Source organism: Filimonas lacunae (genome assembly GCF_002355595.1).
GTDB lineage: Bacteria > Bacteroidota > Bacteroidia > Chitinophagales > Chitinophagaceae > Filimonas > Filimonas lacunae.
On the sequence record NZ_AP017422.1, the window covers coordinates 3050816 to 3067108 of the forward strand.

Annotated in this window: 11 protein-coding genes; 4 read left to right on the plus strand and 7 right to left on the minus strand. The window is 44.1% G+C overall.

From position 1 onward, the window contains the following. Positions 1-3: 3 nt before the first annotated feature. Both FLA_RS12205 and FLA_RS12210 read right to left on the minus strand, forming a co-directional pair. Positions 4-2088 (minus strand): fibronectin type III domain-containing protein, encoded by a 2085-nt coding sequence (locus tag FLA_RS12205; RefSeq protein ID WP_076380757.1) that lies wholly within the window; start codon positions 2086-2088, stop codon positions 4-6. A gap of 8 nt (positions 2089-2096) precedes the next feature. Then, a complete protein-coding gene (locus FLA_RS12210; protein ID WP_076380758.1) occupies positions 2097-6623 on the minus strand; it encodes a hypothetical protein in 4527 nt (1508 codons plus the stop codon). Positions 6624-7015: 392 nt separating this feature from the next. Here FLA_RS12210 and FLA_RS12215 point away from each other — a divergent pair, with 392 nt between their 5' ends. Continuing rightward, the gene (locus FLA_RS12215; protein WP_076380760.1) at positions 7016-7924 is read left to right on the plus strand and encodes an alpha/beta fold hydrolase; all 909 of its coding nucleotides are present in this window, start codon (positions 7016-7018) and stop codon (positions 7922-7924) included. Between the two features lie 56 nt (positions 7925-7980). Here the strand turns inward: FLA_RS12215 and FLA_RS12220 are convergent, their stop codons facing one another. The 3 genes from FLA_RS12220 to FLA_RS12230 form a co-directional block, all read right to left on the minus strand. Then, the gene (locus tag FLA_RS12220; RefSeq protein ID WP_076380761.1) at positions 7981-9012 is read right to left on the minus strand and encodes an Atu2307/SP_0267 family LLM class monooxygenase; all 1032 of its coding nucleotides are present in this window, start codon (positions 9010-9012) and stop codon (positions 7981-7983) included. A gap of 90 nt (positions 9013-9102) precedes the next feature. Next, positions 9103-9441 carry a DUF6686 family protein gene (locus FLA_RS12225; RefSeq protein ID WP_076380762.1) on the minus strand — a complete coding sequence of 113 codons (339 nt, stop codon included), beginning with the start codon at positions 9439-9441 and terminating at the stop codon, positions 9103-9105. Between the two features lie 93 nt (positions 9442-9534). Then, the gene (locus FLA_RS12230) at positions 9535-10488 is read right to left on the minus strand and encodes a helix-turn-helix domain-containing protein (RefSeq protein WP_076380763.1); all 954 of its coding nucleotides are present in this window, start codon (positions 10486-10488) and stop codon (positions 9535-9537) included. A gap of 235 nt (positions 10489-10723) precedes the next feature. On the opposite strand from FLA_RS12230, the gene FLA_RS12235 reads away from it, so the two are divergent. The 3 genes from FLA_RS12235 to FLA_RS12245 all read left to right on the plus strand — a co-directional run bounded on the left by FLA_RS12235 (position 10724) and on the right by FLA_RS12245 (position 14422). Further along, a complete protein-coding gene (locus tag FLA_RS12235; RefSeq protein WP_076380764.1) occupies positions 10724-12874 on the plus strand; it encodes a TonB-dependent receptor plug domain-containing protein in 2151 nt (716 codons plus the stop codon). 5 nt (positions 12875-12879) lie between these two features. Continuing rightward, positions 12880-13536: an HmuY family protein gene (locus FLA_RS12240; protein ID WP_076380765.1), complete on the plus strand. Its 657-nt coding sequence runs from the start codon at positions 12880-12882 to the stop codon at positions 13534-13536. A 64-nt stretch (positions 13537-13600) separates the two neighbouring features. Further along, positions 13601-14422: a glutaminyl-peptide cyclotransferase gene (locus FLA_RS12245; protein ID WP_076380766.1), complete on the plus strand. Its 822-nt coding sequence runs from the start codon at positions 13601-13603 to the stop codon at positions 14420-14422. Between the two features lie 25 nt (positions 14423-14447). On the opposite strand, the gene FLA_RS12250 is transcribed toward FLA_RS12245, so the two are convergent. Both FLA_RS12250 and FLA_RS12255 read right to left on the minus strand, forming a co-directional pair. After that, positions 14448-14771: a hypothetical protein gene (locus FLA_RS12250; protein WP_076380767.1), complete on the minus strand. Its 324-nt coding sequence runs from the start codon at positions 14769-14771 to the stop codon at positions 14448-14450. Positions 14772-14932: 161 nt separating this feature from the next. Then, a complete protein-coding gene (locus FLA_RS12255; protein WP_076380768.1) occupies positions 14933-16285 on the minus strand; it encodes a histidine-type phosphatase in 1353 nt (450 codons plus the stop codon). Positions 16286-16293: the final 8 nt, after the last annotated feature.

Below are 16293 nucleotides of genomic sequence, written 5' to 3' on the forward strand. Positions count from 1 at the left end.
CCGTTAATACAATACCGATACAGTTTTCATATCGCTGAAAGTGCCGCCCTGCAATAAAGCCTGTACCGCATACTTATACAGCGTATTTGGTTTCACTTCTGTATCGTACAGCCCCTTCTCACCGGCGGGAATGGTTTTCCATAAAGCGTATCTGCCTTCGCCGGAAGCTTTATATATCTGGTATCCTGTTACGCCGTTCAGCTTGTCATCCCAGGTTACTTCTACCAGTCGCTTATCTGTATGGGCTACTGCATATAAACGGGTAAGGCTGTTTCCTTTAGAGGGAGCCGTGCTGGCAGTAACTGTCAGCTGCTCGCTACGGGCGGTAAGACCTGCTTCATTCTTTACCTCCAGCATATAGGTATACTCCTTGCCGGCAGCCACATCGGCATCCGCATAGCGCGCCGTTACTCTTCCGGGAAAAGCCTGAACGGTTAGCCAGTTAGCTGCTCCGGCTTCCCGTTTGTACAGCGTGTGCGATTGAATGTCTTTATCCGAACTGTTGATCCAGTGGATAACAATAGAATCGCCTTTAACGGTATAATTGCTGATAACAGGTGGTGACGGAGGGATTACCGCTGGTTTCTTCACTTCTACCACCTGCGACAGGGCTGACTGATTATAACGCTTATCCAGTGCCGCTACCGCATAATAAGCCTTGGGGTTGCTCATGCGCATGCTTAGTGTATCGGAATATTTGTTTACATACCATATGGAGTCTACCAGCGGCGTGAGCTCTTCTTCCAGCCGCATGCCTCTGAATACTTTATACCCCAGCAAATCTTTGTCGCGGTTGGCTGTCCATTTTAGCGTAACCACCCCGTTGGAATCGGCAACGGCCATTAAGCCGGACGGTACGGCAGGCGGTGTGCTGTCTATAGCCTGCACCAGCACAGGAAAAGAAGTACGGCTGCCCTTATTACCGGTAAGTGCCGTAATGGTATAATAGCCAGATGCTGGTGGTTTTTCGTAAGACAGTTTTCTATCGGTAGGCGCAATGTTCTTTACCAGGGTAACATACTTACCGTTTTCTCTTTCTGCATAGTTTATACTAAAGCCGGTGATTTCTTTATTACCCTTCTCATCAAACTCCCATTGTAGTTGCAGTTTACCGGCTTTATCTATGTAATATCTTTTCATATTAGGTACGTAGGCCAGCTGGGCGTTGCCTTTGCCACTCACCATTTCAGAGGGTGGCCCGGTTTCGCCAAAAACAGAAATGCCACGTATACGGTATTGATACTGCTGTTCATTATCAGCGAGGGAATCCATGAAATACATACGGGAAGAAGGCTTGTCGCCATTCCCGTTCAGATTGGTAACCGGCACATTGGAAAGGCGCTGAAAGCTTTTGCCGTTATCAACAGACTTTTCTACAAAATAAGAAGTGTAATAACTTTTATACAGTGAATAATCCCAGGTGAGCATAACGGTTTTATCGCCATAGGCACCTGATAATTGAGTAATCACCGGCAATGCCTCTGTTTCACCGGCATTTACCAGCACTCCGCTGGAATCGGCATGTGCAGCTCCTGGCACTGTTTTTATCCGGTAAAAGTAACGTACGCCGGGTTGTATGTGCTTATCTACAAATGCCCACCCTGCCATTAATGCGGCTTCAAAACTGATGTCTGCTGCATATAATGAAAAGGTATAGCGTTGTTCTATCTCCAGTGACTGGTTGTATATTTTAGCAAGCCCTTTACTGTCGTCGGCCGATACCTGGAAGTCTTTTCCATAGATAGCCTGTGCAATAATGGCTGCCTGGCTGTTGCGCTGGGCTACAGGCTCCCATTGTTCTACCGGGGCCGGTTTTATGGGTTGTGGGGTTAGCAGGGTGTATTCCGGTTGTTCCAGCGGCTGCCGGTTGCGGCTTACTGCATAACGTTCCAGGATAAAACCGGAAGTAATGCCCTGTCTCCACATCGCGGCATTACCCGGTGCCCAACGCACCAATATGCTGTTGCTGTCTTTGATAGCGCGGGCAGCCATTACCAGCTGCGGCGCTTTCTTTTGTGCATAGTTGACCGTTATAATACTCAACAGCACAGCCACAGTAACCAGTGTATACTTCATTATTTCTTTCATGGTGCCGGTTATTGAATAGGATTCTGATATTGAACAATAGAGGAACTACCTGCCTGGTTACCGGGTAGTATATACCGGTAATTGACCTTGTAAAAGCCCTGGCGCAGGAAGGGGAAATATCCGGTGATAAAACGGGTAAACTTAGTCGACACAGGTGTGCCTAAGTATTGGTTGGCAACCTGATTTTGTAAATCGAGGTAATCATCTTTATACACGCTTACCAGGTTGTACAGGTAAGGCAAACGTTTTAACACGGCTGCATCCGTATAGTTACCCGCCACAATGGTTTTACGGTAGCTTTCGGTTACCGGTAACGCTTTTACAGGTGCAAGTCCCAGTATGGCTGTATCGCGGGTTAAATAAACCACGCCACCCGCGGGGTACTCTTTATAGTTCAATGGCCAGATGTCCTGCGTAAAGTAGTCATCTGAAGTGATGGCCAATGGCTGCACCAGTGGTGCATTGTTGGTATAAGTAGTGCCATTCAGCTCTGCTTCTTCAAATGGTTCCTGCGCTTCTACCACCGCCTGCAGGAATATGACATCACTGCTTACTTTACCCCAGTAGGTATTGACTACCGGCTGGCGGCCCATTTTCTGCGCAAAGGTGTTAAAGGCGCTGGTGGCAAAATTGTAGCTTAACAGTTCCAGTCCAACATCGTCTCTGATTACATCCTGCGCGGTGTTATTTTTCACGGTTACAGTACCGGCGTCTCCTAAATCTGTGGAGGTTTGGGTGGTAGTAGGTGTTGCAGCTACTCCTGTACCCAGCTTATAGCTGTTTAATTGTAAGGAGTAGCTTTTGGTGTTGGCCAGGGAATAGATGTTGAATAGCAACCTGGCGCTGGCTGAATCGTAACGGAAGGGAAAGTTGATTTGCGTGCCATCATCCGAAACGGCTATCAGCTTCTGGTTATATCCTTCTACATTAAACAGATAGTTCTGCCCACGTTTCAACTGTATATATCCCTGGTTAAATTCTTCTTTATAAAAATAGCGTTGGTCTACTACCGGATAGCTGTACACAATATTGGTCATAGGTATGGTAGTGGGCCGGTCGCCTGTTATAAAGTTGAGTGTGCGTTCTTCTTCGGCCTTCTTACCCTCTACATATACCGACTGCCAGCTATTGTTTTTATATTCCAGGAAGCTCACTTTCACATACACCTTCATGGCAGTTTTGGAAGGCAGTATTTCGTTTGAGTAATAGCTTACCAGATCCATTCCGTTGTTCCATTCTGTTTTACCAGGTACGGCGGTGTTATTACTGGTCATTGTAAATTGTTCCAGCTTCACCTTATATACCTGTTCGCCCCCACCTTCCTGTGGCAGACGTATCTCTTTGTCTATCGGGAAATTGAATGCTACCTGTGGTGCAGCAAACACATCTACATTCACGCTATCGCGGGGGGTAATATTAGAAATGACATTGGTGCCCAGTACACTGGTAGTTGCCTCGTTGCTTACCAGTTTACATTCATTACCCAGGGTTAACTTAAACCGCACTTTACCCGAAATAATACCCAGCACATTTACCTGTAAACCTATATAACCGGTAAACCAGCTGGGATTGGGGAGTTTGGCCTGTAACAACGCGGCTACCGCACCTTGCACCACCGGAACACGCAGTTTCATAAACCACAGGTTTACCTTAACCCCTATTTCGCCCTGCAGGTAGGCATATGCCTGGGCATTCGCGTACCAGCCATTGATACCAATAGGTTCATTGCTGCCTTCACAGGTTACGCCGGGGTATTCTTTCAACATCACATCAAAACCTACCCCTGCTTTTAAATTGGCATAGAGAATAAGGAAGGATATATCGCCTGTTTCAATTTTTACTTTAGCGCCAAAGGCAAATCCTCTGCCTTCTCCCAGTGCATTGGCATCACGCATATAATCCAGCGAACTCAGTTCTACCCCCAATATATCTGCCACTTCCTGCGGTGGTGCAGGAGAGCCGGGTATATGATCGCCAATCATCAGGTACGATTCTGTTCTGATACTAAACCCGCCGATACCAAACTTAATGCCCATAGGATCAGTAGGCGTACCCATATGTATGTACCATTCTCCGGGAGCAAAATGTAGTACTGCCCAGCCGGCACGATAGTTATTGCCTATACCCTGCAGCAAACCTTTGGCAGCGTTGACATATACATCAAAGTTGGCGTGGAATGTTTTAGCATCGAAATCGTAGCTCATGCCCATGTAGGCTGATATACCGGTACTGTTCTCCGGCTTTTCGGAAGTGGTGGGTACTGCTGCCGCAGCCGCCTGTTTATCTTCAATGGCCAGCTGTTGCAGATCGGCTATCTTATCCAGCTTTAAGGCGTCACTCAAATTTTCGAGTTGACTGGCTACAGCACTGGTAATATCTTTATACAGGTTTTGCGCCTCCTCTACCATATCGCCTGCAATGCCCGGCAGCTTACCCATAATTTTAGCGTTACCAAAAACGCCTATGTATTTCATGCCGCCTGATTTGCCAAAGGCTACTTCAAACTGGGCCATGCCATCTACTACTGTTTCACTGCCTACGGTAAAGAAGATGCCTGCTTTGATACCCAGACCCATGGCTGAGTCGGGTTTGTAATCGGCTGTTACGCTATTATTACCGCTACCACTGCCACTGCCGGTTTTCAGCATACGGTAGTAGGCGCCTCCGCAAAAGCCTTTGAGGTTAAGGCCTCCCATAATAGGCAGGGCGGGTGCCCATTTAGCACTACCCTCTACATACCAGTAGCGGAATGTTTTTTTTCCAAACAATGCCTTTACAGACACCTCCGCATTCAGCGGTTTAAACTTGGCTTTAATATTACCACCAAAGCCATCGCCATAAGTAGGATCATCTTCCAGCAGTTCAATACCGCCGCTAAGCGTCATACCACCCAGATCAATATTTTCCAGGCTGATACGGCTTACAGAAACCTTACCCAGCTCCCAGCCCTGGTAATTGCCATCTGTAAAATTGGTGGCGATATTTAAACGGGTGCTTGCTTTAAAAGCATTATCCTGTAAGGTTACATTTAAACCAAAGCTAAGGTTGGCCTGCTTGCCATTAGCAGTAAGCACGATACTGTCGATAGATGCCGGAAAGCCGGCAATACCAATAGTGCCATTATATCCAAAGTAATCTACCTTTAAGTAAGGTGCAACAGATTGAATGTGTAAGCCTTTAAAAGTAACTCCTTTAAACTGTGCTACAGATTTAGTGGAAGTGGCTTTGGTTTTAGCTTCTATAGTAACGTTGCCATAGAGGTTGGCTTCGGGTAAAAATTTACCATCGGCCACGCGCAGCTTCACATATGAATTGGAATCCAGTACAACCTTGGCCTGCCACATACTGAAATCCATTTTTCCTTTAGGGGATACCGTAAGCCAGTATTGGTTATCCTGTGTAATCACCGCTTCGTAGCTGAGTGAATCTTTATCTGCAACAGGCAACCCTATATTACCCGTAAAGCCTGCGCCTGCAAGGCTGTTGGCTTCTAATGACAGATGAAATTCGTTGACCGAAAAACGCCAGCCACCTGCATTACCTTCTTCAAAAGGAATAATGTTTTTGCCATATATATTTCCCGATACCCCGTTATTATCTATCAGTAAATCTTTAGCGCCAAATAGGACTCTATCGGTATTCCCTCTTTTTTGAAATGCTTTGGGTAGCATTACTTCTATGTCTGAAGCATAAATGCCGCGCCACATAGCTACGTCGGGATAGCCATTCAGGTATTTGGATTGGTAGCCTGATGGAAATACTACATTACTGCTATTACGTGCATCACTAAAATCGAACGTGGCATTTTTGATTTTAAATACTACATCTTCCAGTTTATTCACCTGGAAGTCGGGCAGGCTAACAGTGGCCAGCATATCATTCCAGTCGCTTACAATAGTGGTGAAACGTGCAGATACACAGCTGTCGCCTGCTATTTTTGCCCCGTTTTTATCACAGGGTATCAGTATGTTTCTGGGGAAAGATATATCAGCTGTTATACCCAGCTCTTTGACGCCCCTACAATCAATGGTGGCATAAGTAAGGTTTTCAACAGCCTTACCTGTTTTCATATCCAGGCTACCTTTTAAGGTAACTTTTGCATTACCATTATTGATGGGGATGGGAATGTCGCCTAACAATACCAACCGGGCATCTCCCACTATTCCGCCTTCATAAGACAGCTTCAGCCCACTTACTCCAAAGTAAATCTTTTTGGGATTTTGGGGTATCTCTATTCGGGCAAATACAGTGAGTTCGGCATAGGTAGGATAAAATGTAGCATTGCTGATAGCTACTTTATAAGTAACGTTACTCACTTTGGCGGAAAGCCCTACTGGAAGTTCATTTAAATCGGAGGGAGTAAGCTGATCCAGCCATTTTCCAGACTGCTCTACCTGTTGTACAAATTTCTCTGCTTCTGCTTTGGCAGCAGCAGTATCTGTAAAAGCAATGGTAGCCGACTTTTGTGCCAACACAGGTAAGGTGTGTAGTAGTAACACTGCTACCAAAGCAATTAATTGCTTTGTTTTTAACATAGTTTAGAGTTAGGGTTTTCCTTAGTTATATAATAAGTATTACTTATTATCAATAAATCGTATAAATACTATGCAAATGTGTGCTTTGCAGTTGAACCGGCAAATAGCTAAACTGCATTTTCCCTTGTTTAAGGGGCTGGGTAACGCTGGCGGTAATTGCGTAAAAAATAATCTATCTGATTGTATTTAAGGTATTTATACTATCAATGCCGGGGTGGTTGCTATTGTGAAAAATTTATATATTGTCCTGTACAAACCCCAGAACTTTACGCTTGTTGATAATTTACACCATTCGAATAGCATCTCCTTTGCTTTTCCATGGAATAGTCGGATGGTATGCTTTTTTACTGCTGCGAAGGGAGTAACACCATTACACATTAAAACGCTATTGTATGAGCTTTATTACTATTAACAACAATATCGCAGAAAATGAAACTGTGCACTTACATTATGAAGATGTAGGTTTTGGACAACCTATTGTATTTGTTCATGGCTGGCCTTTATCGGGTGATATGTGGGAATACCAGGTAACAGAACTGATTCAGCAGGGCTTTCGCTGTATCACCTATGACCGCAGGGGCTTTGGTAAATCCAGTCGTCCCTGGACAGGATATGATTATGATACGCTTACAGAAGATTTATACATATTGCTGGAAACACTGCAATTGGAAGATGTAGTGCTGGTAGGCTTTTCTATGGGTGGCGGTGAAGTGGCCCGTTACTTTGGAAAGTATGGAGGTAAACGTGTATCTAAGGTAGTGCTGGCAAGTAGCGTAACACCTTATATGTTAAAAACCTCTGATAATCCGGAAGGCGCCGATAAAGAAATCTTTGATAAAATGCTGGTGGATATAAAACACGACCGGATTGCCTTTCTGGACAGTTTTGGCAAACAGTTCTTTAGCATTGGCATGCTTAACCATCCGGTAAGTACCCCTTTACTGGAATATTATCGTACCCTAGCGTCACTGGCCTCTCCTATTGCTACACAGCAATGTGCAATATCCTTTGCCAGCACTGATTTCAGAAAAGATGTACAGGCTATTAATGTACCTGTTTTAATTATTCATGGTGATGATGATAAAACAGTGCCTATTGAGGTAAGTGGCAGAAGAACACATAACCTGCTGCCTGATGCACAAATGGTGGTATATAAAGGGGGCCCGCATGGCTTGTTTTATACGCATAAAGATGCATTGAATAAAGACCTGGTGAGCTTTATTCATACCGGTGTGGCCGAGGGAGAACCACAATTGCAGCCCGTGGGCGCTTTTGATAATATTGTGGGAGAAAGAGTATAGGCAAATCGCCATTAAAGCAAATCCCCCAACTGTTGTACGGTTGGGGGATTATCATTTTATCCAATCTTTTGTTGAATCACGGGGGCTACTTTGGTTCCAAACAAACGGATGGAATGCAGTAATTTTTCGTGTGGTATGTCTCCGGCAATGGTTTGTGCCAGAAAACGGGTGTTATTAAACAAGCTGTGTACGTATTCAATTTTATCTGCAATTTGTTGGGCATCGCCTACAAACAGCGGCCCATCCGGTAGACGCATGTATTCGTATTGCTCGCGTGTAATCGGGCTCCAGCCACGTTCACGTCCAATGCGGTTCATCATTTTACTGTAAGTAGGCCAGAATTCATCTGCTGCCTGTTCTGCATCATCCGCTATATACATATGCCCGTTGGCTGCCAGTTGCAGTTTGCTTACGTCATGCCCCGCCTTTTGGGCTGAATCGCGATACAATTGTATAAACGGTACAAACTGTGCGGGTTTCCCACCCAGCATAGCTATGGTCATAGGCAGGTTGTAAAAGCCTGCTCTTACCGCAGAGTCTGGGGTGCCACCCACTGCTATCCAGATAGGTATCTGGTTTTGTAAAGGGCGGGGATATACACCTTCGTGTACAATATTGGGCCTGAATTTTCCGTTCCAGGTAATGTGCTCCTGTTTATTGATCTGTAGCAACAGATCCAGTTTTTCCTGGAATAGCTGGTTATAATCGTCCAGGTTAAAGCCAAACAGTGGGAAAGATTCAATGAAGGAACCGCGGCCTGCCATAATCTCAGCCCGGCCATTAGATACCAGGTCTAAGGTGGCAAAATTTTGAAACACCCGTACCGGATCTGCAGAGCTTAATACGGTTACCGAACTGGATAAACGAATGTTTTTTGTAGCGCCTGCAATGGCTGCCAGTGCCACTTCGGGGGCGGATATTACATAATCGGGACGGTGATGCTCGCCTAGTGCAAACACATGTAAACCCAATTCATCGGCCAGTTTGGCTTCTGCTATCAGTTCCTGCATGCGCTGGTGTGCGTTGGTGGCATTGCCGGGGAGGTTATCGGGAACAATTTCTCCAAAAGTACTTATACCTAACTCCATAACTTATCTTCCTTTGTAACATAAAGTTACAAAGAAGTTGATTGGAAAGCCGGGGCGCTATAGTCTGTGTAACCTCCCTCCTCTTTTGAGTTATTCGTGTGGGGTGGTAAGCAGCTGCATCATATGCACGGCCTGCAATTCACTATCAGCCGCATCTATCATATAAGCCAGCTCTGTTACCTCGGTAAGGCTTAAATACAACGCCATGTTCATATAAGGCATAGGGATGAATATCTGTCGCAGATTGGGCAGGCCGGTATGCTGAAACTCGAATATGTAGGCATCCAGCACCCGCTGTAAGTCGGACAAAACCGTTTGTGGCAAGGTAAGCAGGAAGTTACCATAAGCAATATGTAAGTTGCTGCAGGCATTGCATAAACTGATGTATCCTACGTTTTCTTTATAATAGAGGTACTGATAAGTGCACATAATCTTAAATGGTGTTTTTCTTTTAAGATAAAGTTCCACTACTCTGTTCATCATTAACGGAGGAAAAAATACCTTATCAGGAAAAGGCCATAACTACCTCTTATCTTCTTTAGGTGGATAGCCAAAGTATTTTTTAAAGGCGCGTGTAAAGTGTACGGAGTATTTATAACCCATATAGTCTGCTACTTCCGCTACTGTTTTTCCATCTGTCAGCATTTCTTTGGCCTTGTTCATTTTTACGTTTTGCAAATAGCCAAACACCGTGTTGCCAAACACCTGCTTGAAATGTTTTTTCAGATAGGCCTCGTTAGTGCCAACCTGGTGTGCTAAATCGATAAGAGAGCAAGGACTATCCAGGTTATTTATTACAATATGCTGGGCATGGTGCATGCGTTCCACATCTTCTTTTTTCAATGTGTTCTTATGGTCGCTGGCACGCTGGTTGCCTGATGTCACCTGCTCGTAATGTTCCAGCTGAAAAGCCAGTAATTCCAGCGTTTTGCTTTTTACATACAGCTCCTTATAACGACCTTCCAGCGGGCAGTGTGTCATCTGGCGTAATATATCACAGAAATTGCGGGACAGTGGCAGGTTAAAGCGGCTCATGGGAGTAGCTATATTCTGCTGTAATGATTCCTGGAATACATTATAAAAAGGATGTTGTTCCGGCAGATATTGCAAAAACAACTCAGGGCTTATACCCAGTTCGTATATCTCCAGCTTTTCATTCGGTTGCCAGTTCAGCGTTACTTCCTGGTTGTTCAGGAACAGGTAATTATAATCCTGCCCCGAAAAAGCGGCCAGTTGCTGGCCATTATTAATAGTATAGTTTTTTATACCACTGATAGTATAACTGCACTGGATAAAAGGTTTTTGATTATTAATAATCACCTGTCCTGCCTGTACCGATTGTATATTATAATACCCCAGGCTTATACCCGGGCTTACCAGTTCGTGTATAGTACCCTGGTGTCCGTGTTTATCAATGGATCTCCTGCTTTCTGCAAAACCATTTTTGCCCTTATCTATATTAAACAAGCAATACATGATTAGTGTGCTTTGCTTTGGTTATCGGATGTATTTGTCATAAGAATGTAAAACAATATTAAATCTATTGGCAGGCAATGCACACACGCTATGAAGAATTTTATTGTCGAAATAGGGAAAAGCATAGTTGGCCTGTATAAAATCGACGATTAATTCCGTTTGTGGTATTAATAATTCCGTGCATGGTAGATGATGCTAGGGAACTTTGCAGCCAAATAGCCATAACACGCTTACGATGACACTGCATAAAAACCGAAATGGTAAAGCACTTGTTACAACAGGATTTTTATTACTGTTTCTGTTACCGGTTGCCGCTCAAACAATGGAGGACACTACCTTGCATAAGGTAACGGTTAGATCGGAAAATACTAAATATATAAAAACTGATAATGTAATAGCGCTCAGGCAGATAGCTATGCCTACGGCAGTGATAGATGGCAAAACTATTGCCATGATGGGCAGCCGTCGCTTAGATGAGGTAATGCGTGAGCAAACCGGACTGGCGGTGGTAAGCGATTTAGGCGCAGGTAACCGATCGGTAGGCTTACAGATGCAGGGTTTCAGCTCGGAATATATAATGGTTTTAATTGATGGACAACCACTTGCCGGGCGTAACAGTGGTAACCTGGATCTATCACGTATTAGTATTTCTAATATAGATCGCATCGAAATTATTAAAGGGGCATCTTCCAGTTTGTATGGAAGTGATGCGCTGGGTGGTGTAGTAAACATTATTACCCGCCAGTTTTCAGATCATGCGCAGGTGCGTGTGGGCTCGCAGTATGGAACCTATCGTACCTGGAATAATACACTGGAAGGTGAATCTCCTTTATTCAAAAACAAAGGTGCAGTGTTCTTTTCCGGTAATTTTTATCGTACGGATGGATTTAATGTAAACCCTTACCTGGAAAAAGGTAGCCAAACCGCGCCGCCTTATAGCAGTCCTTCCCTATGGCTGCGTGGCAGGTATCAGCTTACACCGCAAAAAACATTGCATATAAGTGCACGCTACTCAGGCCGCTCTTCTGAAATGACCCGCGACTACGGTGTAATGCCCTTCCTGGACGTATTGCATGAAACTGATTTTAATGGCATGGTGGCACTCAGCAACCGGTTAAATAATAATACCCGTATTATAGGCCGCTATTACCTTACCCGTTATACCAGCAAACAGCATATTAAATTATTGAATGGAAGTCATAATACGCAAACGGATGAATTCCAGGAATATGTGCATCGGGTAGAATGGCAGGCAGCCCGTGATGTATGGGATAACCGCCTGGGATTGATTGGCGGAGCTGGTGGTGAATACATGGCCCTTAACTCCAGAACATCCGGAGCCAGTGGACATATGTATAATTACTATGTATACGCCCAGGCCAACTACAAACCCTTGGCTAACCTGGAAATGATTGCCGGAGGGCGTTACGATGGCAACAACCTGTATGGCGGCAAGGCTAACCCCAGTGTAGGCGTTAATTATAGCCCGCTGCGGTGGCTTACTTTGCGGGCTGCTTTGGGGATGGGATATAAAAGCCCTGACTACAAGCAGCTATACCAGGTATTTACCAACATAACAAGAGGATATACCGTTGTAGGGGCCAATGTGTTTTCGGAAAGTGTAAAGGAGTTACAGGCCGTAGGAATTGTGCAACAGTTATGGCCTATTGCTGCTACGGTAAAACCACTGGAGGCAGAAACATCGGTATCCTATAACACAGGGTTTACTATTAAGCCCGCTTCTTGTATAGATGTAAACCTGAACCTGTTTTACAACCGGATCAATAATTTAATTAACTATCAGCAGGTAGGTATTAAAACCAACGGAGCTGAGTTGTATACTTATGTAAACGTGGCCAATGCCTATACCAAAGGTCTGGAAACTGGTGTAACACTGCGTCCGGCAAAAGGGCTAACGATAACAGCGGGTTATCAGTTGCTGTATGCGAAAGACCCGGGGGTAATAGATTCCATTAAAAATGGACATACACGGTATGCTACCGTAAGAAGCTCGCCCAACATACGCGCTTCTACCATTGCCGACTATTTTGGTTTGCCTAACCGGAGCAGGCATATGGCTAATGTGCAGGTATTTTATGAGATACAGCCCTGGGGTTTGAATTGCTCGGTAAGAGCTAATTACCGTGGTAAATATGGCTTTTTAGATACCGATAACAATGGCTTTATTGACCCTTACGATGTTTTTGTAAATGGTTATGTATTGCTTAATGCATCGTTGCAGAAAAGACTACTGCATGATAAGGTGACCTTACAGTTTTCGATAGATAATATAGCCAACTATACAGATTATTTAATGCCTGCACAACCCGGCCGTATTATTATGGCAGGCCTGATATGGAAATGTTTTGAACAAGATAAAAAATAATAATAATGAGAATAGCTACGCTTACCATTGGTATGGCAATGATTGTATGTTCCTGCACCAAAAGCAATGACAACCCCGGTTTAGAAGATGGCATAAGTATCATCGTTACAGATTTGCCGGGTGATACCACTGCTAACATGAGTGAAGGGGGCAGCAATACTTTTAAAACTTTGTATTTTAACCTGGCTACCGGTAAAAAAGCAGACATTACGGATGCTACTAAAACCAGCCTGAATTGGGATCTGGCTTTTACCGGCCCTTATAACTCCGAAGTATATGTTAACTATGGTGGTTATGCTTATAACCCTGGTTATGGTGGTGCAGGAAAAGGTGCAGTAATACAGGTAGATAAACCTTATAATGAAGTAACAACGGCCCCTAGTGATGCGGAGTTTGACAATGCCACGCTTACCAAAATTGGCTGGGAAGTGGGCTCTTCAGGTGGCTGGTTCTTTTACTCGTTAGACAATCACATAGCGGTGCCTATTAAAAACAGGACATTTGTATTACGTACTGCCTCCGGTAAATATGCAAAACTGGAACTGTTGAACATTTACAAAGGCAATCCGCCTGTAGTAACCGATTTGTACTGGCCTGCCCCCTATTTAACCTTCCGTTTCTTTTTACAGGAGGATGGCAGTAAAAATATTAAAACCAACTAATAGCTGTTTTTTACTATTTTGGCTTTTTAAGCTGTAATACAGTAGGCCCCAAATAGCAATAAACATGATTAGAAAACTGGCAGTTGCCTTATTTATTTGTCTGGCTTTCCAAAATTGTAATAACTCTTCAGAAAGTAACAACACGGATAATACAGAACCTGCCGCGCCTTCTTTATGGATAGATGCTCATGTAGTAAACAGTTTACCTCATGATAAATCTTTCTTTACAGAAGGCTTTTTTATGCATAACGGCCTGATATATGAAGGCACCGGTTCGCCGGACGATTTACCCGATACCCGCTCGCTGATTGTTACTTATGACTTGAAAAAAAGTAAGCCTGCTGTAAAAGCTGAGCTGGACAGAAAGCAATTTTTTGGCGAAGGCATTGTGTTGGTGGATAATAAAATATACCAGCTTACCTATAAAAATCAAACCGGTTTTATTTACAATGCTGCCACGTTTAAACAACTGGGAAGCTTTACTTACACCAATAAAGAAGGTTGGGGCTTAACTACTGATGGCGCTTCTATTATTATGAGTGATGGCAGTGATAAGCTTACCTGGCTGGATACTACCTCCCTAAAGCCTGTGAAAACCCTGCCTGTAACAGAAAACGGCGTTCCTCTCACCTATATCAATGAGCTGGAATGGATAAAGGGGTATATATACGCCAATGTGTGGACTACCAACTTCATCGTTAAAATAGATCCGGCAACCGGTAAAGTGGTGGGCAAGCTGGACATGAATTCCCTGTTTACTATAGAAAAGAACAGGAATGCCCAGGCTGCTGAAATGAATGGCATTGCCTACGATGCAGCAAATGATAAAGTATACGTTACCGGAAAGCTCTGGGCGGGTATATATGAGCTTAGTTTTCCCCGTTAGTATTACTTGTTATAGGAATGCTTGTTTATAACACAGAAGCGGTGCCCCATTCTTTGGCTTGTGCGTTATATAATAATTTCCAGGCTTCTGCTTTTACCAGCCGGCCTTCAAAATACCAGTATTTATACAGTAAAAACAGGTTACGCAGTTGCCTTACCGTTTGTGATACCCTTTCCTTGTCAAAAGGAACCGGTACATACACCCTGGGTATTTCGTTCTCATCCAGTGTATATAAAAATGCCAGAAACTCAATGCCCCTGCTTTGGTGTACAAATTGTACTTCTTCGTTGATAGCACAAAACAGCATTTCAAATGCTATGGCCAGTTCTTGTAGCTTATGCTCGTCCATTCCAGGTGATTATAAGAGCAATGTTAGCCGATATTCCCTCCCTGTAATATGACGAATATCAGGCTCCCGGCTGATATTATGTTGGCTTTGGGCATTGAGTGGTATTAAAAAGGCCGCTATTGAGGTAAATAGCGGCCTTTTTGTTGGTATTGAGGGGATGTTTACTGCAATTCCAGCAGGTAACGATGCATATCGTCACCCGGTGAAACATGTAATGATTCTAACTTCTTCAGGTAATATTGTTTCACATCTGTCCATTTATAATATGGATATTGTGTGGTGGCAATGGGTAAAGCCACTTCTTTTTCATTGAGCAATACCTTTACCAGGAAATCATTACCGTTACTATATAGGATCCATTGAATGTTGGCACTTAATGGAATGATGGCCGATGCCTGCCAATGCTGGTTATAAGCTCGTATGGCCGGTGAAGGCACACTGGCTTGCGGAATGCCCAGTAAGGTGGCAAAAGGCGAAATAGCTTCGGCGTGTGTAAAGCGAAGAATAGCTTCTGAAGCAGTACCAGCCGGCGCATGAAGTGCTTCGTTGGTGGTGTTGATAAAATCAACCAGTAAAGGCGCGGCTACACGGCTTTGTATGCCCAGTGTGTCGGTGCCTGCTCCTTTTTCCAGAAAATCTTCCGCGGAGTTTTTAAACTCCAGCCAAACCAGGTCGGCGGTGGAAAAGGCAATACCGAAATCAATGCTGTCTTTGGTATACCCTTTCACTTTCATCTCTAAGGGAATAGAAAACTGAACACTGTATAAATCGTACAGGTATTCGGCGATTGTATTCCAGTTGTACGCCTCCCCTTTGTCTGTGCTGGCCTTTAACCAGGAGGAGGTAAACAGCTTTTTGGCTACATGTAAAGCTACGGTTTGTGTTTGTACGTCTTTGTTCAGCGAATCTATGGGACGGCTCACTGCGTCACTTTTCTTAAATTTCAAATAAGCTGGCGACAGATCGTAAAAGCGTAATACGTTTTCATTGCTGTCCTGCACCTGTTCAAAATGGATGTTACCCGTATAACCTCCCAGTTGGCTCACAAACGCTTCTGCGCTTTGGCGGGTTCTTATTTTATGGGTCACCTCCACACTTAAACCTTTGCCACCGCCTTTAAATACTGTAGGGTATTGTTGTAACAAACGGGCACCTATGCCTGCCTGCTCTTGCTTACCTAACAGGCTTATGAATTCGTAGTTGTTCTTTTCAATGGTTAAAAACCGCTGCACCATTTGTTTAATAAGCTTGCCGGTAGTGGTGAGTCCCTGTTTTTGTTCCGCTTCAGAAAGTACTTTTAGCAGTTTTACATCACTGCCCGCTTTGGTTAAAAAGCGCGCGCCATGCCTGCCCACATAGTTTATCCATACTGGTTGATAACCTGCGGGTGCGGCGCTTGTTGCAGTCTTGGGAACAGGATAAGGCGTTTTAGTGCCGGTATAAGGCGCTTGCTGGCTAAAAGCCTGTTGGGTGAATAAAAAAAGTATTACTAAAAAAACGCTTCTTTTCATCATCGTCAATT